The sequence below is a fragment of the Halomonas sp. PAMB 3232 genome, from assembly GCF_031954225.1.
In the GTDB taxonomy this organism is placed as follows: Bacteria; Pseudomonadota; Gammaproteobacteria; order Pseudomonadales; family Halomonadaceae; genus Vreelandella.
In genome coordinates, this window is the sequence record NZ_CP134865.1 from 87,701 (window position 1) to 106,748 (window position 19,048).

The window sequence follows — 19,048 nt, forward strand, 5'->3', positions numbered from 1 at the left end:
AACCATATGAAACAGCCCAACACCCAGCCGACCAGCGAGCTGATGCTACGCGAGACCGCCTCGCAAACCGCCGGGCCCTACGTCCATATCGGTCTGGCGCCGGCCGCCGCTGGTAATCCGGAACGCGACGAAGAGATCTGGAACGAGATGGCCGGGCCCAATGCCAGGGGTGAACATATCGAAATCGTCGGCACCGTCATCGACGGTAACAATGACCTGGTTCGCGACGCGTTTCTGGAAGCCTGGCAGGCCGATGCCGATGGTCATTATCAAAAGGATTACGATTTACGTAATGACTTTAACGGGTTTGGCCGTACCGCCACGATCGCCGAACAGGGCGGTGAGTGGTCGTTCAAGACCATCAAGCCCGGCGCGGTGAGCCACCCAAACGGCCAGCCGATGGCACCGCACATCAACCTGGCGATCTTCGCCCGCGGTATCAATATTCACCTGCAAACGCGCCTGTACTTCGACGATGAGGTTGAGGCCAACGCGGCCTGCCCGGTGCTCTCCCGCGTCGAGTCCGATATCCGCCGCCAGACGCTGATCGCCAGGCGCGAAGAGCGTGATGGCGCCGTCCGCTACCGCTTCGATATCCATCTGCAGGGGCCGGGCGAAACGGTCTTTTTCGATTTTTGAGCCTTGTTCAGCATGCTATGAAAAAGCGCCGGGGCTTTGCCCCGGCGCTTTCGTATCTGCCGGCTCCTTAAAGCCGCCTCGTTTGCTCGGTTTTTTATTGAGCGTCAGGCGTCGCTCACCGCGCACTCTGCCTTGAGGCTCATGGCCGTATCGTAAATCTCTTGCGCATTACCGCCGACCTCGTTGAGATAGCGGTCGATGGTTTCCTGCAGCACCGGGCCCCAGTCGGGATCGGTGAGCGCATCGTCGATCTCGATGAACGTGTGGCCCGCCTCGACGGCCTCCTGGCGACCTTCGGCAATCAGCGTGTCGTAGACCTCGGCGGCGCGCATCGACCATGCCATGCCGCTGTGTTCATCGATCACCTGGCGAAGCTCTACCGGCAGGGCATCGTAGTTACGCTGGTTCATAACGGCAAACAGCGAGAGATCGTAAAGCGGTACTTCGGTGTGGTAGTTCGCCAGCTCGCTGAGGCGGAAGGTCTTCATGCCTTCCCAGTTGAAGCTCAGCCCGTCGACGACACCGCGCTGCATGGCAGTGAAGACGTCTGGCGCCGGCATACCGACGGCCTGGGCCCCCAGCCGCTCCATCATGTCACCGACCACCGAGGTGGGCCGGCGCAGCCGCAGGCCGGCCAGGTCCTCGGGCTTTTCGATCTGGCGCTCTTTGGTGTGCAGGTAACCCGGGCCGGTGGTAAAGAAAAACAGTGGCCGGGTGTCGGCATACTCGTCCTCCAGGTAGCCCTGGTCATAGAGCGACTGCAGAATACAGGCGCCTTCGCGGGCGCTCGAGGAGACGCCGGGCAGCTCGACGATCTGCGTCAAGGGGAAGCGTCCGGACGTATAACCCTGGGCCGAGGCGCCGATATCGGCAATGCCGCGGGCAGTGCTGTCATACGTCTGGGCGGACTTGGCGAGCGTTTGGCTGGGAAACACCTCCACGTCGAGCTCGCCGCCGGACGCTTCGCTGACGCTGTCGGCCCAGGCCTGAAAGAGCGCGCTGTCGACCATCGAACCGCCGGGCCAAACGTGGGCCAGGCGCAGCGTGGTCTGGGCCTGGGCGGCGGCGGGTAATAAAACGAGCGCGCTCATCAGCGCGGCACGCGTCACGGTTGTCGGGATTTTTTTCATTATAGTTATCCTTTTGCTTTCTCGAGCAGGATCCGGGTTGATGAAAACTTAAAGGTCCAATACCAGTACGCTGCTTTTAGCACGTGAACAGCACGGCGTGAACTGGTCGTTGGCCGCGTGCTCGTGCTCTTCCAGATACAGGTCGCGGTGATCCGGCTCGCCTTCGAGCACGCGGGTCAGGCAGGTGCCGCACACGCCCTGCTCACAAGAGACCATGATCTCGATACCGTTTTCGGCCAGTACCTGGTGGACGGTCTTGTCCGCCGGCACGGTGAAGCTTGCACCGCTGCTGGCGATGCGCACCTCGAAGCTACCGTCGTCGTCACTCGAGATGTCGGCGCCGCTGAAGTACTCGGTATGCACCTGATCCTCCGGCCAGCCACTAGCCTTGCAGGTGGTCATGACCGCATCGATGAAACCCTTGGGGCCGCATACGTAAACGTGGGTATCGGCCCTGGGGTGGCCGAGCAGCGCTTCGAGGTTCAGGTGCTGGCTGGCGTCGCCGTCGTCGAAGTGAAAGTGCACGCGTTCGGCGAAACTCGAGTCCTTTAGGCGTTGATAAAATGCCGTGCGCTCCTGGGAGCGGGTACAGTAGTGCAGCTCGAATCCAGCGTCGGTATGCGCCAGACGTTCGGCCATGCATAAAAGCGGCGTAATACCGATACCGCCGGCCAGCAGCAGCGTGTGCTCGGCGGGCTCGAGCGGAAAGTGATTTTTCGGCGCGCTGATTGGCACCAGATCGCCGACCTGGAGCTCATCGTGCATGGCGTGGGAGCCGCCGCGTGAATTGGCATCGCGCAGCACACCGATCAGATAACGGTCACGGTCATTTGAATGGTTGCAAAGCGAGTACTGGCGCACCAGCCCTTCCTTGACGCGCACATCGATATGCGCGCCGGCGCTGAACGCCGGCAGCTCCCGCCCGTGAGGGTCGGCAAGCTCGAAGGTAACGATATCGCGCGCCTCGACGTGGCGCGCCTTGACCTCCACGATCATCGAGGGGGCGGTGTGGGTCATACGCTCGCCTCCGTGCCTGCGGCTTCGCGCTCCTCGGAAAGAATGCGGTCGATGATCCGGCGTGCCTGTACGCCGCCGCCGTCGATGTTGAGCTTCAGAAGCTGGCGGTCCGGGTACCTGAGCAGATTGCGCTGTTGCGCCTCAAGCATCTCCAGATCCTCTTCGAAAATCTTGCCCTGGCCTTCGCGGATCTTGTCGGTCAGCGCCTGATCCTCGGGTTTGAAGTTGCGCGCCATGCCCCAGAAGTACCAGATCGAGGTATCCGACTCCGGTGTAATGAAGTCGACCACGATACTCGACGCCTTCTTGTCTGCCGGCGCCTTGGCCCCGCCATTACCGGCATGAGCGACGCCCACTTCGATCAGCACGTGGCTTGGCGGGGTGAAGCGACAGATCTGCCAGCGGTCCACCGGGACATCGTCGGCCAGGCCGTTGCCGCGCAGCGCCGCTTGCCAAAACGGCGGGGCCGGAATGTTCTCCATCTCGCGGCGGGTGACGACTTCATCGCCGTTGACGTTGGTATCCGGCGCGGCCTCTTCGATCTCCGGCTGGCCGATACTGGAGGCGTGAACGTAGGTCTCGTGAGTCAGATCCATGAGGTTATCGATCATCAGCCGGTATTCGCAGCCAATATGATAGAGTCCGCCGCCATAGGCCCACTCGGGGTTATCCGCCCACTCGAGCACGGGAATGAGGCTCGTGTCCGCCTTGTCAGAATCGCCTGGCCAGATCCAGATAAACCCGTAGCGCTCCTCGACCGGATACGTCCGGACGCTGGGAAAGCCGCGTACGCGCTGGCCGGGCATGCTGTCGCACTTGCCGCTACAGTTCATTTCCAGGCCGTGATAACCGCACACCAGCTTACCGTCGCGCACGAACCCCAATGAGAGCGGCGCACCACGGTGAGGGCAGAAATCCTCCATGGCGGTGACCCGGCCTTCATCACCGCGAAAGAAAACCAGCTGCTTATTGCAAATGGTTCGCCCGAGGGGCTTTTCAGAAATCTCGTCAGGTGTGCACGCAACGTACCAGGTGTTCTGGGGATAGGGGGCTTGATGAGTCACGGTGGTATCCTTTTAGGTATTATGGTTTTTTATAATTGGATCCAAAGTAAAGAGCGCGACCGTTTTATTCGTCAACCTATACTTTTGGTTTAGCTCTCATTGCGCGCAGCGATAAATGATTGATACAGGAGCGGTAATGGGCAATAACGATAAAAGCGTAGCCAGCCGATTGCGTAAGCTGATTGAGGATGGCTTCTATCCCCAGGGCGCGAGATTGGGTGAAGAAGCCGTGGCCAATCGCTTGGGTGTTTCCAGAACGCCTGTCAGGCTCGCATTTCGAAGCCTGGAGCAGGAGGGGCTTCTAAAGCGCGCGGGCAAGCGTGGTTATATGGTGCGGGAATTCACTAATGCGGACATCTACTGCGCCGTAGAAGTGCGTGGCGCGCTGGAGGGCTTGGCCGCCAAACGCGTAGCAGAGCGCGGTATGGCCGACGATCTGCGCGGCGATTTGCTTTTTTGGATCCAAAAAGGTCAGGGCGTGCTGGAGAAGGGGTTTCTTGAGGACGAGGATGTCGAGCGCTGGATCGAGCTCAATTACCGTTTTCACGAGCGGATCGTGAGTGCTGCCGGTAGCGCCGTCATTGGCGATGCCATTGCTCGTAACAACCATCTACCCTTTGCAGCGGCCGCTTCTATCGTGATTGATGATAATGACCTGATAAAGGAGTTTCGAAAGCTACAGTTGGCTCAATTACATCACGAGCTTATCTTTCAGGCACTGGACAATGGCGAAGGTGCACGGGCTGAAATGCTGATGCGCGAGCACGCTCTGATTGGCCTTCGCTATCAGGAGCTTTTTTGATTTTATTTGAAGATCAATCATTTCGATCAGTCCGTATTAACTCTGGATAATATTTAAATATATCGATATTTCAGGTGTTTATCGATTAATACATGGCTTAAAGGCGCCCTTTGATCTCTTTCCAGTAATTGACGTCAACTGTCGCGCGTTATCAAAGGCACCAAAAGAACGATCGATGTTCGACTGGTGAATTGAAAAAGGAGTCTCTCATCGAAAATACCGCCCATCTGTTGGCGAGAATAAGCTTTCGTCAAATCCGTTGTTTCATTGCAGTGGCGCAAAATGGCAGTTTCATGGCGGCAGCGAACGTGCTCGGCATAACGCAGCCCGCTGTCTCTCGCTCAATTCGAGAGATCGAATCGATACTTAATGTCTCCCTGTTCGATCGATCGTTACGCGGCGCGGTACTCACGCCACACGGTCGAAAACTTTTCGATGCCGCCGAGGCTGGTATAGCGCTAATGGCGGAAGGTGTACGGGCGACCCAGGATATTAGCGGTAGTCGTGAGCTACTGCGTATTGGGGCGCTACCCAATGTTTGCGGCTTGGTATTACCCGCTATTATCGAAGATTTTCAGCATGTTTACCCACACACCACTATTCGTATCGTTTCAGGCGCCAACGCAGACCTTTTAGCGCGGCTGCGCCAGGGGGGGCTGGATCTGGTCATTGGCAGACTGTCGGATACCGTTTCCATGAAGGGCCTGACTTTTCAGCATCTCTACGACGAGGAGATCGTCTTTGCCATGGGGGCGCAGCACGTGCTGGCGCAACCGGGTGCCAATGTTGAGCTTCGAACGGTGTTGGAAATGCCCATGCTGGCGCCAATTCCAGGGACTGTCATTCGTCAGGAGTTGGAGCGTTTTCTCTTTCGTAGCGGGGTAGTGGCGCCTAATTTCGCTCTGGAGTCCATCGATGCTGGGTTTATCAACAAGATCATACGCGCTTCAAATCATGTGGTGGTGACGGTTGAGGCACTAGTGACGGAGGCGCGTACCAGTGGAGACGTGGTGGTGCTGCCAATCCGCGATGATGCCTTACGCGGTCCGGTGGGACTAACCATGCTTCCTGATACGCAGCCGGGGCCGGCCTTGCGTATGCTGATGCAAATGTTTCGTGAGAACCTGCCAAGTGCTTCGCAACATACCAAAAATGATATGAAAATGATGGATAAAGAATAAGCTACTGGCAATTGAATGTTCTACTCTCATGGTTCAGCGCTTCATTCTGAGCTGGAGACAATAAAATGCTTAAAACAATGAAATCGATCAGCCTGGTAGTCGCCCTTGCTGGGGGAGCACTATCGGCGCACGCCGAAACACTTAGCATCGAGGGAGGCGGCAGCGCCTCATTGACTGGCATTGTGCCCCAGGCTTGGGCCCAGTTCACACCTGCTGCCGGATATGACCTTCAAGTATCTTTAGGACAGGCGCTAACTCGCTCAGCGATCAAGGTTGGAGCGGGCCGATTGGATCTGGCCGTGGTGCCGCCCCCGGCATTCAATGCAATGCAGCGGGGTGTCGGGCCCTACGCCAATACCGCCGAACAGGCGCAGTCCTTCGCGGACAACCTGCGCATGCTTTTCACTTTCCCGGGCGGATCGTTTCACCCCATCGTTTGGGCGGATAGCGGTATCGATAGCTGGGATGATATGGCAGGTAAGCGTATTTACGTTGGCCCCCCTGCCGGTGCGGCGGCCAACCAGGCGCGCGGTATGGTCCATGAAGCGTCCGGTGGACTAGAGGATGGCAGTGACTACGAAGGCGTCCGGCTGCCCTGGGAGAGCGCTAGTCAGGCGTTTCAGGATGGTCAGTTTGACATGTATATCATGTCGGCGGCCGTGGGCCAGCAGTCGGTTCAGGAGTTGAGCCTGCAACGTGACATTCGCATTCTTGGCGTACCGGATGAGGTGGTCGACAGTGAAGGCTGGCGCAATTACCTCGAAGATCAAGCGGTGCGCACCGAAGTAGTGCCTGCAGGTACCTACCAGGGTCAGGTTAATGGCGACATGGATCAAAACATCATGGTGACGGTGATGATGCTGGGCGCTAACAAGAATATGTCGGATGAAACCGCTTATGCGCTGACCAAGTCGTTCTTTGATAATCTCGATAACATGCAGTCTGCCAATGCCCTGTTGGCTCGCTTAAATGCGGATGACCCTTTCGCCGGCGCGAATATGCCGGTTCATCCTGGCGCTGCGCGCTACTACGAAGAACAAGGCATCAACATCCCTGAGCACTTGATAGCCGATTGAGCCATTTCCTGATCCCGTAGCGGATCAGGAAGCCTCTGCCTTGTTTTAAAGGATTCAGGCCTATTCAGGCCGGGAGACCATCCAATGACAACCCTTTTTTCACGCAGCTTAAAGATGCTGCAGTGGACGAGTTTTGCCGTGGGCCTCGCTATTGCCCTGGTAGGACTGGCGAATGTTCTGCCCACTTATGGTGTGCTCCCGCGGGTGGGGCCTTTTGAACTCGACTGGTTCCGTCCCTTGTTTTACTGGCTGTGCTTTCTGAACTTTCTGATATGGGACGCCCAACGTCTGGCTCAGCAGGAACGTCTAACGGTTTTGCATGTGGCTCTCTATACCGTGGCGCTGGCTCTAATGAGTTGGGTTTGCTGGGACTATTACCAGATCTCGATGATTCTGAAGGATAGTTTCATGTTCTTCTCGGCCAGAGAAGCGTGGATGGCTGCCATCCCGGCGGTACTATCCATTATTGCTTGCTGGCGGCTGTGGGGCGGGCCCATCGCCATTCTTGGAGCCATTGTATTTGGCTATCTGGTGACCGGTCCTTATTGGCCGGGCGTCTTTGAAACCATCATCGGCGACATGAACGAGTTTGTGGCGCAGAATATCTGGTATGACGCCAGCCAGGGCATTCTTGGCAACATCATGGGGATCGTGCTTTCCACTGTATTACCCTTCATCATTCTTGGGGCAGTGCTGGAAGGCTGTGGCGCAGGTGCCTCAATGATTCGCATCTCCTTTCACTTGATGCGCCGGTTTCGCGGCGGCCCGGCCTACGCCGCTATCTTCGCCTCGGCACTGTTTGGAACCGTTTCCGGCAGCGCTGTAGCTAACGTGGTAGGCACCGGCGTCGTCACTATTCCCATGATTCGCCGGCGTGGGTTTTCCGGCAACTTTGCTGGTGCGGTAGAAGCTTCTGCCTCCACCGGCGGACAAATCTTGCCGCCCATCATGGGGGCCGCTGCGCTTGTTATGGCGGATATCGTCGGGGTTAGTTATCTCACCGTGATCCTCGCTGTAGTGATTCCCGCTATCGCTTACTACGTGAGCCTGTTTCTTACCGTATTTTTTGAAGCCGAAAAACTGGGTATCGTCGCCCGCGAAGATGAAGAAGCCAACATCGAAAAGCCGATGGGGCAGGACTGGGTCAATCTGGCACTGGTATTTGGGCCCATTGCGCTGATCGTCTGGTTGCTGATCAGCGGCCTCTCTCCGGCAGGAGCTTCCATTGCGGCAATCCTTGCGCTGGTGCCCATGAGCTTCATCAACCCGGACGTTCGTCGCGCGCCATGGAAGTTGATTGTCGCTTTGGCAGACGGTGGCAAGACGGTGGCGCAGCTCGCCATTGCAATTTCCATCGTTGGTATCGTGGTGTCGACGCTCAATGCGACCGGCATGCCGACCAAGTTTGCCGTGCTCTTGTCGGCAGCCGCGAACAGCTCGCTTATCGCTGCCTTACTCATTGCCGCTGGCGGGTGCATCGTGTTGGGTATGGGCATGCCGACCCTGCCTGCTTACATCGCGATTGTGGCGGTGATGGGGCCGACGCTCACCGGCTTTGGGGTTGATCTATTGACCGCCCACCTGTTTGTCTTTTTCTTCGGCGTGGCTTCGGTGATTACACCGCCCGTGGCCATTGCGGCTTACGCGGCTGCTTCGATTTCCAAGGGGACCCCCATTGGCACGGCGGTCGAGGCGACGCGGGTAGGGGCGATGATCTTCATCATTCCGTTTGCCTTTGTCTACAACCCGGCACTGCTGCTAGGCAGTGAAGCGGCGGCAGCGGCGTCGTTTGGCTTCGTGTTCTTTTCACTGCTGACGCTGGCGGTATCCCTGTATCAAGCAGCCAGCGCGCTGATCGGCTTTGACAAGCGACCACTACCGATCTGGGAGCGGTTACTGCGCATTATATGTGCAATGGTTTTGCTGTCGCCCTATATATGGGCCGGAGCGATTGCTTTGATACTGAGCGTTGCGCTCATTATCTGGCGACGCATGGCCACTCGCAATTCTCGTGCAAACTCTACTTCTGCGAGGCTCACTGATGTCTGATCGACCCAATTTCATTCTTTTCATCACCGATCAGCATCGCGCTGATTTCCTTGGATGCTATGGCCATCCGTTAGTGCGTACGCCCAATATCGACACGATGGCGGCGCAAGGTACGACCTTTGATCGTTTCTATGTCGCAAGCCCTGTGTGCATGCCCAATCGCGCCAGCCTGATGACCGGGCGTCTGCCTTCCGGGCATGGTGTGCGCTACAACGGTATTCCGCTTTCTCAACGCAATGTCACCTTCGTCGAGCTATTGCGCGACGCCGGCTATGAAACGGCGCTGATCGGCAAGAGTCATTTGCAGACGTTTACCGGCATTGCGCCGTTACAGCAGCCTGATGAGGCTCGCCCTGGCTACCATAAGGCAAAGGGTGAGTTGGGCGAGGCAGTGCGTCATGACTTTGCTTCCCCCCTCTACCATGTCGAGGAGCCTGATTTTTGGGCGGGTGAGATGCCCAGGGTGCCAACACCTTTTTATGGCTTCGATCATGTGGAGCTGGTAACGGGACACGGCGACCAGGTGGGGGGCGACTATACCCAGTGGATGCTCGAGCGCAAGCCCGAGGCGAGCCGATTGATGGGGCAAAAAAATCAGCTTCCGCACGACTACTCCTGCCCGCAAGCGGTACGTACCGCCGTACCGGCAGAACTATACTCGACTTCCTACATTGCTGAACGCGCCAGTGCATGGATCGATGCGCGTAAGGATAGCGATCGTCCCTTCTTTTTGATGGTGAGCTGGCCTGACCCTCACCACCCCTTCAACCCGCCAGGCGAGTACTGGGACATGTACTCACCGGATGATATGCCGTTGCCGGCGGCCTTCAAGGCCAGCGACTGGACTCCGCCGCCGCACGTGGCTGGCGTATTGGAAACCCGTCAAGCGGGCAAGGCCAACCTTCAAGGCATGAACGCTATTGGTTGTTCGGCCAGAGAAGCGCAGGAAGCGCAGGCGTTGACCTGTGGCATGATCACGATGATCGATGACGCAGTCGGTCGGGTACAGCAGGCGCTGACCGATTCAGGAAGAGCCGATGAGACGGTCACCATATTCACTTCTGACCACGGCGACCATCTGGGTGATCATCGGTTGCTGTTCAAGGGAGCCGAGCAATATGAACAGATTACCCGTGTGCCTTTTATCTGGGCCGATCCTGAAGGCGAGCGGGGCGTACGTAGTGAGCGGCTGGGCCAAACATTGGATATCGGCGCAACGATTCTGGAGCGAGCCCGCATCGAACCGGCCTGGGGAATGCAGGGGCGTGATTTGACCGATGCCTCGACAGCACCGGATTCCTTGCTCATCCAGTATGCCCATCAGGCGCCCATGAATGGCCTGGGGGTATGTCCCAATATTCACTCGCTTCGAGATAAACGGTATCGATTATCGGTATTCCAGGGGCTGGAATGGGGAGAGCTCTATGATCTTGAGAGCGATCCTGGTGAGTTTCATAACCTATGGAGCGCTCCGGAAGCGTCGGCGCTCAAGACTCGGCTGCTGGAAAAATTACTTCAAACTGAGCTGGCGCACAGCGAAACGGTACCTGCGCCGGTCGCTCGCGCTTAGTAATGCGGAGAAGCGGGAATGGATGGATTCTAAATATAGACCAAGGTCGATTAGCTTTGGGGGCGACTAGTGGATTAAGGTTGACTCCATAAGACGAACTAATATTCGTTATGCGAACAACCGTATTCTACCTAAAGAACGGGAGCTCCTCATGAAAGCTGTTTTCGCCCGGTGTGCGCTCGCCGCCACCATCGCTGGCCTTTCCATCGCTTCCGCCCAGGCAGCCACCACGCTGCGTATGGCTCACTTCTGGCCCGGCGCCTCTGGAGTCAACGAGGATATTCTACAGGCCTGGGCCGATACCATCGCCGAAGAGTCGGGCGGTGACTTGACCGTACAAATGTTCCCTTCGGGTACACTCGCCAAGCCGGATTCCATCTACGAAGCGGCGGCTAATGGCATTACCGACATCGGCGCAACCGCTCAGGGCTACACGGCGGGGCGTTTTCCGCTTTCCCAGATCGTCGAGCTTCCGGGCGTGGCGAGTTCGGCAACCCAGGGCGCGTGCGTACTGCAAACCCTTTATGACGAAGGCCACCTGGACAGCGAGTACGAGGATACGCGGCCGCTGTTCATGTTCACCACCGGCCCCGGCGGCATCCATACCACCGGCACCGATGTGCAGACACCGGCAGATCTCGAAGGACTTCGCATTCGCCGCCCGACCGCCGTGGCGGGTGAAATGCTCGAGAACATGGGCGCAAGCCCTGTCGGTATGCCGGCGCCGGACATCTATACGTCGATGCAGCGCGGCGTCATCGACGGTTTGAGCTTTCCCTGGGAGGGGCTTGGCAGCTTTCGTATCAACGAGCTGGTGAGCTATCACACCGAGGTGCCGTTCTACACACTGATTTTCGTCGCGACCATGAACCAGCGCGCCTACGATCGTTTGACGCCGGAGCAGCAGGCGGTGATCGACGACAACTCCGGCATGAAGTGGGCCGAGAAGGCTGGCGAGGTCTTTGATCGTCTCGATGTGGAAGGCAAGCAGGAAGCGGTCGACGCCGGGCACACGATTCGCGAAATCGAAAATCCGCTCGAGGACCCGGACTGGCAGGGACCGCTGGAGGAAGGTATCGAAACCTACCTGAGCCAGCTCGAAGAGCGCGGCCTCGATCAGGCGCGGGACGTTTATCAGGCCGCGCTGAGCGCCAGCGCAGCCTGCGAAAGCCCCCAGGAGTAATCGATGCAGCGTTCTCTGGAGAAGGCCAGCCACTGGCTGGCCTTTTGTTGTCGCGTGGTCGCCGGTGTGGCGCTAGTGGCGCTTCTAATGGTCACGATCGCCGATGTCAGTACCCGTTATCTCTATCGCTTGACCGACGGCGCGTTTGCGCTACGCGTGAGCGGCAGCGTCGAGCTGGTGAGCTACCTCATGCTGTGTTCGCTGCTGGCGGCCATGGCGGCCAACGTCGAAAAAAGCCAAGTGGTGGTCGAGGCGTTTTCGCATCGATTGCCCCAGTGGGTGAAAAATCGCCTTCACGGCGTCTATCTGCTGGGTTTTGCCGCGTTGGGACTGGTGCTGTTTACCGGGCTTCTGGATTCGGCGGCGGCGGCCTCGCGTCACGGTGAAGTAACCCAGGATCTGCGCCTGCCCATGGGACCCATTTACTACGCGGCGGCGGCCATGAGCCTGCTGCTCGGCATTCGCAGCGCCCTGCATGCGCTGCTGGGTGCGCTCTTTGGTGTCGATGTGGAGGTGGCCGATGGGGAGTGAAATGATCGGGGCCATCGGTCTTGGCCTGCTGCTGGTACTGATGGTGCTCAGAGTGCCCGTGGCGCTGACCATGCTGATCATCGGCGTGGGCGGCTTTGCGCAGATCATCAGCTGGGACGCCGCCATCGCGCAGCTCAAAACGGTGCCCATCGAGGTGCTGTCGAACTACAGTTTCAGCGCCGTTCCCATGTTCATCCTGATGGGCGTGCTGGCGGCACACTCGGGCATGGCGGGCAAGCTGTTTGACGCCACGCGCACGATCTGCGGCGGCTGGAAAGGGGGCCTGGCGATTGCCGCGGTTGGCTCCTGCGGAGTGTTTTCGGCGATTTCAGGCTCGTCGCTGGCCACCGCCAGCACCATGACCCGCGTGGCGCTACCGGAAATGGAGCGTTACGGCTACAACCGGGGCCTGGCCACCGGGGCGCTGGCCGCGGGCGGCACGCTCGGCATCATGATTCCGCCGAGTATCGCGCTTCTGATTTACGCCATTTTGACCGAGCAGTCGGTCGGCGACATGTTCATGGCGGGGCTGATTCCGGGCCTGATGGGGCTGGTCATGTACGCGCTGACGGTAACGGTCGTCATGCGTTTGCGCCCAGATTTGGCCGTGGCCGGCGAGCGGACGTCCTGGCGGGCGAAGTTTTCCTCGATATCCGGTCTCGTGCCTTTCTTCGCCGTTTTTCTGGTGATGATTCTGGGTATCTATTTCGGCCTGTTCACGCCCACAGAGGGCGCTAGCGTCGGGGCATTCGCCACGCTTCTCTACGCGCTTTACAAGGGCATGCGCGGGGCCGGTCTCTGGCGCAGCCTGCAGGAGACGCTGGCGCTGTCGTCGGTGGTGTTCTTCATGCTGGTCGGCGCCGAGACACTGGGCTACTTCATCTCGGTATCGCGCATCTCGTTTTCCATCAGCGACTTTCTCTACGGCATGGACCTGGCGCCCATCGTGGTGGTGCTGTGCATCCTGCTGCTCTACTTCGTGCTCGGCATGTTCATGGATTCCATCGCCATGCTGGTGATCACCGTGCCGGTGGTCTATCCGATCATCCAGGCGTTGGGGATCGATCCGGTCTGGTTCGGCGTCATCACGGTATTGACGGTCGAGCTTGGCCTGATCACCCCACCGGTGGGCATGAACGTGTTCGTGATCAAGGCCATGGCGCCGCACGTCGGGCTTGGCGAGATCTTCAAGGGCGTGGCGCCGTTCATCGTGTCGGACTTCGTTCGGCTGGCGCTGCTGATCATTTTCCCGATTCTAAGCACGTTCTTTTTGCTCTAGCCTTATCTGCTCTCATCCTTACTGGCTCCGGGCCTCGTTTGCGCTGGAAAAATACGGCGCGAGGTGGCCCTTGAGTCGGGCCCGGTCGGACGGGTCGTCGATGCGGCTGTTGGTCAGCATGTTGTCGAACAGCGCCTGGCGCTTTTCCCGCGACGAGGGCAGCGCCTTCACGTGAGTATCGATCCAGATCAGCTGAGTGCTTTCGTCGACCATCAGGTTGTCCAGGTGCAGGTCGCGGTGGTAGTAGCCCGCCTCGGCCAGCGCCGCGACCTGAGAGGCCAGGGTATCGATGAAGCGGGCGCGGCTTGTGTCATCGAGGGTGGCATAGTGGTCGCTTCCCGCCTGGCACCGGCTCATGTGCTCCATGGCATAGAGCGAGCCCAGCGGGTTCAAGAAGTTGAGCGCCACGCCGTAGCAGCGCACGTTGACAGTGCGCTGGCCCAGCTTTTTCAAAATACGCCGGCTCTGGTACTCCTTGTGGGCGTCATAGGAGCCGGTCAAGCGCTTGGAGATGATGTCGCGCCCCAGCCAGCGCCAGAAATCCTCGCGGGGCGAGTATTTATCGTGCACGAGCTTGAACAGCGTATCGGTCTTCTCCTGAAGGAAAAAGCGACTGCTGCTCTTGTCATCCAGGTGAGGCATGGGCGTCAAGCCGTGCAGATTCAGCACCGGATTCACCGGCGCGCGGTTGAGCAGGTACCAGCCAGGCCGCTTTAAAAAAAAGAATCGCTGTAATTTTTTATACATACGCAAGCCTTAAGCTACCGAGTGAGTACCCATAGGGTATCGTGGGAGATGACGGTCCCTGAATTATGGCACTACTCTGCGCGCTCTGAAAATTGGCGCTGCCGAAACGCGCGCGGAGCCAGCGACGTATTACGCTTGAAAAACCGGGTGAAGTAGGCCGGCTCGGAGAAACCAAGGCCGTCGGCGATCTCGGCGATGGTCATGTTGGTATAAGTAAGCTGGCGTTTGGCCTCCAACAACACCCGCTCGTGGAGTATCTGCAGGGCGCTCAGGCCCTCCTGCTGACGGCACAAAAGGTTGAGGTGTGCGCGGCTGAGCCCAACCTCGCCGGCCAGCGCCTCGATGCCGGGCTGCTCCCTGAAGCGCTGCTCGACCAACGCGTGGAACCGTTCAAGGTGCTGGCGGCCCTTTTCGCGTGGTTTGGGCACCAAACGCTGGGGCGTGGGTTTGCGCGGCAATACCAGGCGTTCGAGCTCGATGGCCAGTGCCTGGGCCAGCACCTCCAGAAGCTGTCGCCGCCCCGGTGCCGGGTGGCGATACTCACGGTCGATCTGCTCGACGAGCGTGACGATCTGCGCTCTATTTCCGGCGGTTTCGAGGGTGTAAAACCCCGGCTGCTTGAGCGCTCGGCCATCGTCAAGCGCCACCCCCAGATGGTCCGCCAGCGGTTGAGCCAGCGTCACGATGTACCCCGCCACGTCCGGCGAAAAACAGAACCCGTGAATCGTCATGGCCGGCACCACGATGACCCCCGCATCCCGCTGATAGTGGTGGGCGCCCTCCAGCTCCAGATCCACGCTGCCTTTAGTAATCAACAACACGTGAACCAGATCGGTATGGCGGTGCGGGCGAATACGCCAGTCGTGCAGCCGGCTGCGCTCGGGAATCGATTCGCAGTGCAAAAGATCCGGCGTGGGCCAGTGCCGGGTTTCGCCGTAGAGCTTGAATACGGGAACGATGGAAGAATACGACATCGCATGCTCCTGGCGCATGTGACTAAAGTTGATCATTTATACGCCAAAAATCCAGATAATAGGCGATATATTGCCTTATCCAAGCGCCTCATTCGATCAAAAATACAATTCATGACGCGTGATGAAACAATGCTTTGAGAGGGCCTTCAATGAAAACACAGGTGGCGATTATCGGTGCCGGCCCGTCCGGCCTGCTGCTGGGGCAGCTGTTGCAGCGCCAGGGGATCGACAACGTGATCGTCGAGCGGCGCAGCGGCGAGTACGTGCTGAGCCGTATCCGCGCCGGGGTGCTGGAGCAGGGCACGGTGGATCTTTTGCGTGAAGCGGGAGTCGATCGGCGCATGGATGAAGAGGGCTTGCCCCACGACGGCTTCGAGCTGGCCTTCGACAACCGCCGCGTGCGTGTGGCGCTGGATGAGCTGACTGGCGGCAGTCGGGTGATGGTTTACGGTCAGACCGAGGTGACGCGCGATTTGATGGCGGCCCGCGAGGCCGCCGGCGCCACCACGTTTTATGAAACGGACGACGTTCAGCTCTTCGATCTGGAAAGCGACGCGCCTTATCTCACCTTCGAGCATAACGGCGAAACCGTCCGGCTCGACTGTGACTACGTGGCAGGCTGCGACGGCTACCACGGCGTCTCGCGCCAGAGCATTCCCGGTGATCGCCTCACCGAGTTCGAAAAGGTCTATCCCTTTGGCTGGCTGGGGGTGTTATCAGACACGCCGCCGGTGTCGGATGAGCTGATCTACGCCCGCCACGAGCGTGGCTTTAGCCTGTGCAGCATGCGCTCCGCCACCCGCAGCCGCTACTACCTGCAGGTGCCGCTGGATGAAAAAGTGGAGGACTGGTCCGACGAGCGCTTCTGGGAGGAGCTCAAGCGCCGCCTGCCCGACGAGGTGGCCAACAAGCTCGTGACCGGGCCTTCCATCGAGAAGAGTATCGCGCCGCTTCGAAGCTTCGTGGTGGAGCCCATGCAGTACGGTAAACTGTTTTTGGTCGGCGACGCGGCGCACATCGTCCCGCCCACCGGCGCCAAGGGGCTCAACCTCGCCGCCAGTGACGTCAATACGCTCTACCGGCTGATGGTGAAGGTCTATCAGCAAGGCCGCACGGACTTGATCGAGCGCTACTCGCAGACCTGCCTGAAACGCATCTGGAAGGCCGAGCGTTTCTCCTGGTGGATGACGTCGATGCTGCACACCTTCTCCGAGAAAGACAACTTCGACAGTCGCTTGCAGCTCGCCGAACTCGATTACGTCACACGCTCCGAGGCGGGACTCAAGACGGTTGCAGAGAACTATGTCGGATTGCCTTATGAGCCGCTTGAGTAGTAGCAAAAAGCCCAAGCGGCTGCTTGGGCTTTGAGTAAAAAGGCGGTACTCATCTATTACATTCAACACTCGATCGCATTCACCGCCAGGCCTCCCTTGGAGGTCTCCTTGTACTTGTCGAGCATGTCGCGGCCGGTGTCGCGCATGGTGCGGATCACTTTATCCAGCGAGATGAAGTGGGTGCCGTCGCCGTGCAGCGCCATTTGGGCCGCATTGATCGCCTTGACGGTGGCGATGGCGTTGCGCTCGATGCAGGGCACCTGAACGAGCCCGCCGACTGGGTCGCAGGTGAGCCCCAGGTTGTGCTCCAGACCGATTTCCGCGGCGTGTTCGACCTGCTCTGGCGTGGCGCCCATCACTTCGGCCAGGCCCGCGGCGGCCATGGCGCAGGCGGAGCCGACCTCGCCCTGGCAGCCCACTTCGGCGCCGGAGATCGAGGCGTTTTTCTTGCACAGAATGCCGATCGCGCCGGCAGCGAGCAGAAAGTCGACCACGTTGCGATCACAAGAGCCTGCCTGGAACTTCATGTAGTAGTGCAGCACCGCCGGGATGATGCCCGCCGCGCCGTTGGTCGGGGCGGTGACCATGCGCCCGCCGGCAGCGTTCTCTTCGTTGACGGCCAGCGCGAAGATGTTGACCCACTCCATCGCGGAGAAGGTAGTCGCGATCAAGCACGGGTTCTGCTCGGCGGCGGACAGACGCTGGTGCAGTAGTTTGGCGCGGCGCTTGACGTTGAGCCCGCCGGGCAGCACGCCTTCGTGAGTCAGACCGTTGTCGACGCACTCGCACATCACCTGCCAGATGCGCCACAGCTCGTCGCGCACCTCCTGCTCGGGCCGCCAGGTCTTCTCGTTGGCCATCATCAGCTGGCTGACACTGAGCTTCTCGCGCTTGCAGATCGCCAACAGCTCTTCGGCGGAGTTGAAGTCGAAAGGGATCTCGGCACTGTCCATGTCCTCGAGCTTCGCGTCCACCTGGTGCTGGTCGACGACGAAGCCGCCGCCCACTGAGTAGTAGGTGTTCGCGAGCAAGACCTGGTCGGCTTCGTCATACGCGCAGAGCTTCATGGCGTTGGGGTGGTGGGGCAGGCTTTCGTCGTGAAAGCGCATGTCCCGTTCCCAGACGAAGGTGACGTCCTTCTGGCGATTGAGCGACAGCGTGTGCGTCTCCTTGAGCGCCGCGATCGTGGGGCCGATGATCGACGGGTCGATCCGATCCGGGCGTTCGCCCATCAGGCCCATGACGGTGGCATGGTCGGTGCCGTGGCCGACGCCGGTGGCGGAGAGCGAGCCGTAGAGATGCACTTCCAGACGGCTGACCCGGTCGAGTACGCCGGCGTCTTCTACCGCCGCGGCGAACTTGAAGGCTGCCATCATGGGGCCGACCGTATGCGAGCTGGATGGGCCGACGCCGATCTTGAAAAGGTCGAAGACACTGATAGGCATGGAAGACCTCTGATGAGAATAGCGCGCCGGCTCACCGGCGACGGGCGAACCCATCGGCCGGCAAGGCGACGTCGTTTGTTGTACTTACTGTAGTCGAGGTACCGCGTTGAGGGCGTTCGGTCAGTTGCCGAACACGACCGTACGGCCGCCGTGCAAAAACACCCGCCGCTCCAGGTGATAGCCGATGGCCCGAGCGAGCGTCAGACACTCGATATCGCGCCCCTTGGCGACCAGATCCTCCGGGTAGTGCGCATGGTCCACCGGCTCCACCCCCTGGGCGATGATCGGGCCTTCGTCCAGGTCGTTGTTGATGTAGTGCGCGGTGGCGCCGACCAGCTTCACGCCCTTGTCGTAGGCCTGGTGGTAGGGCCTGGCGCCCTTGAAACCCGGCAACAGCGAGTGGTGGATATTGATTGCGCGGCCGTCGAGCAGCTGGCACATGCGCGGCGACAGCACCTGCATGTAGCGCGCCAGAATCACCAGCTCCGCCCCGGTCTGCTCGATGATGTCGAGTACCTGGGCTTCCTGCTCGGCCTTGGTCTCCGGGGTGATCGGCAGGTGGTGATAGGGTAGATCATGCCACTCGGCCAGCGGCTGCAGATCCGGATGGTTGGAGACGATCGCCTTGATATCCAGCGCAAGCTGCCCGGTACGGTAGCGGTAGAGCAGATCGTTCAGGCAGTGGTCCGCCTTGGAGACCAGAATGACCGCGCCGGTGCGCTTGGCCGGCGGGGTCAGCTCGAAGCTCATGTCGAACTCGCGGGCGCGGGGGCCAAAGGCCTCCTCGAACGCCTGTTCGCTAAAATCGTCGAGCTCCGGGCGAAACTCGGCACGAATGAAAAAGCGCTCCCCCAGCCGGTCATCGAAGGAGCTGAGCTCGGTAATATAGCAGTGCTGCTCTTTTAAAAACCGGGTGACGACATCGACCGTGCCCAGAATGCTCGGGCACTGGGCGGTGATGATCCAGGTATCCGTTAGTCGGCTCATGGCGCTTCTCATTCATCAAGGTCAGTTCATCGCGGTCAGG

Annotated in this window: 17 protein-coding genes; 10 read left to right on the forward strand and 7 right to left on the reverse strand. The window is 59.4% G+C overall.

The window, feature by feature from the left end; genetic code table 11:
- The first annotated feature begins 6 nt into the window (after window positions 1-6).
- Entirely contained in the window at window positions 7-639 is a 633-nt protein-coding gene (gene pcaG, locus RN346_RS00420) for a protocatechuate 3,4-dioxygenase subunit alpha (RefSeq protein WP_311961806.1), read from the forward strand.
- Window positions 640-743: 104 nt separating this feature from the next.
- On the opposite strand, the gene RN346_RS00425 is transcribed toward pcaG, so the two are convergent.
- From RN346_RS00425 to RN346_RS00435, 3 genes are read right to left on the reverse strand one after another with little or no spacing between them, the layout of a single operon-like run.
- The gene (locus tag RN346_RS00425; protein WP_311961807.1) at window positions 744-1,769 is read right to left on the reverse strand and encodes a TRAP transporter substrate-binding protein; all 1,026 of its coding nucleotides are present in this window, start codon (window positions 1,767-1,769) and stop codon (window positions 744-746) included.
- A gap of 48 nt (window positions 1,770-1,817) precedes the next feature.
- Window positions 1,818-2,786 (reverse strand): PDR/VanB family oxidoreductase, encoded by a 969-nt coding sequence (locus RN346_RS00430; protein ID WP_263585582.1) that lies wholly within the window; start codon window positions 2,784-2,786, stop codon window positions 1,818-1,820.
- Entirely contained in the window at window positions 2,783-3,850 is a 1,068-nt protein-coding gene (locus tag RN346_RS00435; RefSeq protein ID WP_311959271.1) for an aromatic ring-hydroxylating dioxygenase subunit alpha, read from the reverse strand. Before RN346_RS00435 ends, RN346_RS00430 begins: the two co-directional genes overlap by 4 nt.
- A 136-nt stretch (window positions 3,851-3,986) precedes the next feature.
- On the opposite strand from RN346_RS00435, the gene RN346_RS00440 reads away from it, so the two are divergent.
- From RN346_RS00440 to RN346_RS00475, 8 genes are all read left to right on the forward strand, one after another.
- Window positions 3,987-4,652 carry a GntR family transcriptional regulator gene (locus RN346_RS00440; protein ID WP_263585580.1) on the forward strand — a complete coding sequence of 222 codons (666 nt, stop codon included), beginning with the start codon at window positions 3,987-3,989 and terminating at the stop codon, window positions 4,650-4,652.
- Window positions 4,653-4,843: 191 nt separating this feature from the next.
- Entirely contained in the window at window positions 4,844-5,833 is a 990-nt protein-coding gene (locus tag RN346_RS00445; protein WP_311961808.1) for a LysR substrate-binding domain-containing protein, read from the forward strand.
- A gap of 65 nt (window positions 5,834-5,898) precedes the next feature.
- Window positions 5,899-6,909 (forward strand): TAXI family TRAP transporter solute-binding subunit, encoded by a 1,011-nt coding sequence (locus tag RN346_RS00450; protein ID WP_311961809.1) that lies wholly within the window; start codon window positions 5,899-5,901, stop codon window positions 6,907-6,909.
- Between the two features lie 84 nt (window positions 6,910-6,993).
- On the forward strand, window positions 6,994-8,958 hold the full coding sequence (locus RN346_RS00455) for a TRAP transporter fused permease subunit (protein WP_263585577.1): 1,965 nt from the start codon (window positions 6,994-6,996) through the stop codon (window positions 8,956-8,958).
- The gene (locus RN346_RS00460; protein WP_311959280.1) at window positions 8,951-10,528 is read left to right on the forward strand and encodes a sulfatase-like hydrolase/transferase; all 1,578 of its coding nucleotides are present in this window, start codon (window positions 8,951-8,953) and stop codon (window positions 10,526-10,528) included. The genes RN346_RS00455 and RN346_RS00460 overlap by 8 nt, the downstream gene beginning before the upstream one ends.
- A gap of 151 nt (window positions 10,529-10,679) precedes the next feature.
- Complete coding sequence (locus RN346_RS00465) at window positions 10,680-11,711, forward strand: TRAP transporter substrate-binding protein (RefSeq protein WP_263585575.1); 1,032 nt, start codon at window positions 10,680-10,682, stop codon at window positions 11,709-11,711.
- A gap of 3 nt (window positions 11,712-11,714) precedes the next feature.
- Complete coding sequence (locus RN346_RS00470; protein ID WP_263585574.1) at window positions 11,715-12,242, forward strand: TRAP transporter small permease; 528 nt, start codon at window positions 11,715-11,717, stop codon at window positions 12,240-12,242.
- Window positions 12,232-13,521, forward strand: a complete 1,290-nt coding sequence (locus RN346_RS00475) for a TRAP transporter large permease (protein ID WP_263585573.1) — start codon at window positions 12,232-12,234, stop codon at window positions 13,519-13,521. Before RN346_RS00470 ends, RN346_RS00475 begins: the two co-directional genes overlap by 11 nt.
- Before the next feature lie 18 nt (window positions 13,522-13,539).
- Here the strand turns inward: RN346_RS00475 and RN346_RS00480 are convergent, their stop codons facing one another.
- Both RN346_RS00480 and RN346_RS00485 read right to left on the reverse strand, forming a co-directional pair.
- Entirely contained in the window at window positions 13,540-14,268 is a 729-nt protein-coding gene (locus tag RN346_RS00480; protein ID WP_311961810.1) for a hypothetical protein, read from the reverse strand.
- 71 nt (window positions 14,269-14,339) lie between these two features.
- Window positions 14,340-15,242, reverse strand: coding sequence for a helix-turn-helix domain-containing protein (locus tag RN346_RS00485; RefSeq protein WP_263585571.1), 903 nt, complete (start codon window positions 15,240-15,242; stop codon window positions 14,340-14,342).
- A gap of 149 nt (window positions 15,243-15,391) precedes the next feature.
- On the opposite strand from RN346_RS00485, the gene pobA reads away from it, so the two are divergent.
- Window positions 15,392-16,576: a 4-hydroxybenzoate 3-monooxygenase gene (gene pobA / locus RN346_RS00490; protein WP_263585570.1), complete on the forward strand. Its 1,185-nt coding sequence runs from the start codon at window positions 15,392-15,394 to the stop codon at window positions 16,574-16,576.
- A 62-nt stretch (window positions 16,577-16,638) separates the two neighbouring features.
- On the opposite strand, the gene RN346_RS00495 is transcribed toward pobA, so the two are convergent.
- Window positions 16,639-18,021 carry an L-serine ammonia-lyase gene (locus RN346_RS00495; RefSeq protein ID WP_311961811.1) on the reverse strand — a complete coding sequence of 461 codons (1,383 nt, stop codon included), beginning with the start codon at window positions 18,019-18,021 and terminating at the stop codon, window positions 16,639-16,641.
- A gap of 120 nt (window positions 18,022-18,141) precedes the next feature.
- A complete protein-coding gene (gene purU / locus RN346_RS00500) occupies window positions 18,142-19,008 on the reverse strand; it encodes a formyltetrahydrofolate deformylase (protein WP_311959292.1) in 867 nt (288 codons plus the stop codon).
- Window positions 19,009-19,048: the final 40 nt, after the last annotated feature.

Excerpts from the sequence above, each read along its gene's own strand:
- pcaG (WP_311961806.1), top strand. The coding sequence starts at position 7 with ATGAAACAGCCCAACACCCAGCCGACCAGCGAGCTGATGCTACGCGAG.
- pobA (WP_263585570.1), top strand. The coding sequence starts at position 15,392 with ATGAAAACACAGGTGGCGATTATCGGTGCCGGCCCGTCCGGCCTGCTG.
- RN346_RS00460 (WP_311959280.1), top strand. The coding sequence starts at position 8,951 with ATGTCTGATCGACCCAATTTCATTCTTTTCATCACCGATCAGCATCGC.
- RN346_RS00465 (WP_263585575.1), top strand. The coding sequence starts at position 10,680 with ATGAAAGCTGTTTTCGCCCGGTGTGCGCTCGCCGCCACCATCGCTGGC.
- RN346_RS00455 (WP_263585577.1), top strand. The coding sequence starts at position 6,994 with ATGACAACCCTTTTTTCACGCAGCTTAAAGATGCTGCAGTGGACGAGT.
- RN346_RS00495 (WP_311961811.1), bottom strand. The coding sequence starts at position 18,021 with ATGCCTATCAGTGTCTTCGACCTTTTCAAGATCGGCGTCGGCCCATCC.
- RN346_RS00450 (WP_311961809.1), top strand. The coding sequence starts at position 5,899 with ATGCTTAAAACAATGAAATCGATCAGCCTGGTAGTCGCCCTTGCTGGG.
- purU (WP_311959292.1), bottom strand. The coding sequence starts at position 19,008 with ATGAGCCGACTAACGGATACCTGGATCATCACCGCCCAGTGCCCGAGC.
- RN346_RS00475 (WP_263585573.1), top strand. The coding sequence starts at position 12,232 with ATGGGGAGTGAAATGATCGGGGCCATCGGTCTTGGCCTGCTGCTGGTA.
- RN346_RS00485 (WP_263585571.1), bottom strand. The coding sequence starts at position 15,242 with ATGTCGTATTCTTCCATCGTTCCCGTATTCAAGCTCTACGGCGAAACC.
- RN346_RS00425 (WP_311961807.1), bottom strand. The coding sequence starts at position 1,769 with ATGAAAAAAATCCCGACAACCGTGACGCGTGCCGCGCTGATGAGCGCG.
- RN346_RS00480 (WP_311961810.1), bottom strand. The coding sequence starts at position 14,268 with ATGTATAAAAAATTACAGCGATTCTTTTTTTTAAAGCGGCCTGGCTGG.
- RN346_RS00440 (WP_263585580.1), top strand. The coding sequence starts at position 3,987 with ATGGGCAATAACGATAAAAGCGTAGCCAGCCGATTGCGTAAGCTGATT.
- RN346_RS00430 (WP_263585582.1), bottom strand. The coding sequence starts at position 2,786 with ATGACCCACACCGCCCCCTCGATGATCGTGGAGGTCAAGGCGCGCCAC.
- RN346_RS00470 (WP_263585574.1), top strand. The coding sequence starts at position 11,715 with ATGCAGCGTTCTCTGGAGAAGGCCAGCCACTGGCTGGCCTTTTGTTGT.